Origin of the sequence: Streptomyces purpurogeneiscleroticus (genome assembly GCF_020024005.1) — a bacterium.
GTDB classification, from domain to species: Bacteria; Actinomycetota; Actinomycetes; order Streptomycetales; family Streptomycetaceae; genus Streptomyces; species Streptomyces purpurogeneiscleroticus.
Genome location: NZ_NHSG01000430.1, coordinates 1 through 2507 on the forward strand (window position 1 = coordinate 1; position 2507 = coordinate 2507).

Annotated in this window: 2 protein-coding genes and 1 tRNA gene; 2 read left to right on the forward strand and 1 reads right to left on the reverse strand. The window is 72.7% G+C overall.

The genetic code is table 11. From position 1 onward, the window contains the following. Together CCS38_RS31760 and CCS38_RS31765 are read left to right on the forward strand one after the other, a co-directional pair. On the forward strand, nt 1-549 hold a 549-nt coding region (locus tag CCS38_RS31760), incomplete at its 5' end, for a bifunctional DNA primase/polymerase (RefSeq protein ID WP_223736782.1). A gap of 97 nt (nt 550-646) precedes the next feature. Then, nucleotides 647-720: transfer RNA gene (locus CCS38_RS31765), tRNA-Lys, on the forward strand. 75 nt (nt 721-795) lie between these two features. Here CCS38_RS31765 and CCS38_RS31770 read toward each other — a convergent pair. After that, a complete protein-coding gene (locus tag CCS38_RS31770) occupies nt 796-2034 on the reverse strand; it encodes a M6 family metalloprotease domain-containing protein (RefSeq protein ID WP_223736783.1) in 1239 nt (412 codons plus the stop codon). Nucleotides 2035-2507 lie beyond the last annotated feature (473 nt).

The following is a 2507-nucleotide window of genomic DNA, read 5'->3' on the forward strand; positions in this document are numbered from 1 at the left end:
TTCGTCACCCTCGCAGGAGCCGACTGGCTCGCCTCGGCGAGCCCGCACCCCCGCCGGGTGCACCACCTGTGGGCCACCCATCCCACGGCACCGAGCGTGCTGCCCTGCGGCACCGTCTTCGACGTGATCAACGCCCCTGCCCTCTTCGGCCGCCGGATGGCCGACTGCTTATGGGCCGCGGGCCCCGGCTCCGGGCCCGTCGCGATGCACCGCGGACGCCTGCTGCTGTTCGCCGCGCGCGGCACCGCCCAGCGGCTGCCCGCGCTGCTCTCCTGGGAGGAGTGGGCGCGGTCGGTGCCGCCGCTGCTGTGCCACGGCGCGGGGGACGCGGTGAGCATCCCGCCGCTGCACCCCGGACGGGCCGCGCCGGACGCCCCGCCGCCGTCCTCCCGCTGGCTGGTCGCGCCCGACGTGCGGAACCCCTGGCTGCCCGGCCCGGACGTACTGCTGTGGGCATGCGTACGAGCGGCCCGTACGGCCCCCTCGGAGAGCCCCGCCGCGCCCGACGCCGTACGCCCGGCCACGACGGGCGCCGGCGCCCGACCCTGAGTGCCCGCCCCCCTGAGTGCCCGCGCCGAGCCGATCATCAGCGACGAATCGATTTTTGCCCTCCCCGATCAGGGTGCTAAGGTTTCCACGTCAGCAGGCGCCGCTAGCTCAGTTGGTTAGAGCAGCTGACTCTTAATCAGCGGGTCCGGGGTTCGAGTCCCTGGCGGCGCACAGACACACGAAGGCCCTCACTCCGGTGAGGGCCTTCGTCGTATGCCGGGGCGGCGGGCCACAAGGCCCACCGGCTCACCTGCGCGTGACTCTGACCGTCCAGTCGCCCGCCACCGTCCGGCCCGTCACCGCCACCCGTACGCCGTCCCCCGCGTCCACGCTCTCGCCGACGCCCAGCGGGGCGTCCGCGAGCGGCGGGTGGACCGAGGCGCCCCAGCAGGCCGAGGTGCGCGGGTGGCCGTCGACCACCTGCACCGGGCCCTCGCTGGAGGGCGTGGCGCTGCGGATGCGGTAGACGAGCACGCCTTCGCGGCAGATGCCGCGGTCGTTGCCGGCCGCGTTCCGCGCCTCCACGGCGATCGCGTCGTCCTCCCCCGTCCGGGCGACGAGCAGCCGCGACCGCTGCCCGTCACCGGGGCGCACGGGCGCGGAGAGGGGGTGCAGCGTGCGCACCGTGCTCCCGTTCCCGGGGACGCAGTCGACCTGGCGGTCGGAGAGCCAGCCGAGCTTCCACTTGTGCCAGGCGAAGGGCTCGGGAGCCATCCCGAACTGGCTGCCCATGAGGTCCCAGTCCCCCACGTACGTGTCCCAGTCGCCCATGCCGTCGGCCGGCCGGTGGTAGAGGTCCGGCAGGTCGAAGACGTGGCCGGTCTCGTGGGCGAGGACGTTGTGGTCGGGCGGATTGTTCTCGAAGACCGTGACGAAGCGGTGCAGCGGGGCGCCGTCGGCCGTCAGCGGCTGGTCGAGGTTGACGACCTTGGTCGCGTCGGAGTTGACGCCGGGCGCGTCCGGGTCGGCGACCAGGTAGACCATGTCGTACCGGCCGAAGTCGACCTCCGCGTCGGCCGCCGCGACCGCGTCGTCGAGGTACGCGCTGCGCCCCGCGGCGTCCCAGTCGCGCTGTATCCCGTACGCGGTGGACGTGCGCGGCATCTTCACCCAGTGCCGCTGGACGTGCGGGCGCAGCCGGAACCTGCCGTACGAGGCCGTGTCGAAGAAGCGGGTGGTGGCGGGGAAGTACTCGGTGGCGAGGCGGCGGGGGGCGACCCGCGGCCGGGCGTCGGGGAAGGACAGGAAGACCATGACGGCGTCGAGGGTGCGCAGGGGGCGCGCGTAGGTGCCGTTCCAGGAGTCCAGGCCCTCGGAGTGGTGGACGTCGGTGCGGGGCAGGGCGCAGGAGGGCGTGGCTTCGGAGGCGGTCGCGGGGGCGGCGACGAGGGAGGTGGCGACCAGGGCGATCAGCGAGGTGGCGATCGCGGCGAACCGCCGCAGCCGTCCGCGGTCCACCCCCTGGGGTGTCTGGGAGTACTCCACATCGACCTCCCGGAAGGGATTCGAAACACCCCATCCACCCTGTGATGGTTCATGGGGGTTCGTCCTGTTCCATGGGGCCAGTTGAGTGACAGCCGCATCCCGCTCCGTGATCACGGAACGTCACAATCGATCGGTCAGGACCGGCCGTCGAACAGACGCGCACAGAAACCATCAAACATCCGTCATCGATGCCGATCGTCGCGGTGGTGTTGCTGGCTAGGCCGTCCGGGAAACCTCTATGATCGCCACACTTACACCGCGGATTCCCCCCTTCCCGAGACCGACCCACCGGACCAGCGCCAAGCGGGAGCGAGCAGTGAGCGGACACTCCGACGGCACGAGCCGCGCGCCCGGAGCGACACTGCCTTCGGTCACAGAGGGTGACGAGACGGCCAACGAATGCGACGGGGACGCGCCTACGGGCACCGGACACGCCGCCGCCCCGGCCGACGCCCCGGAAACGGCCCCCGGCA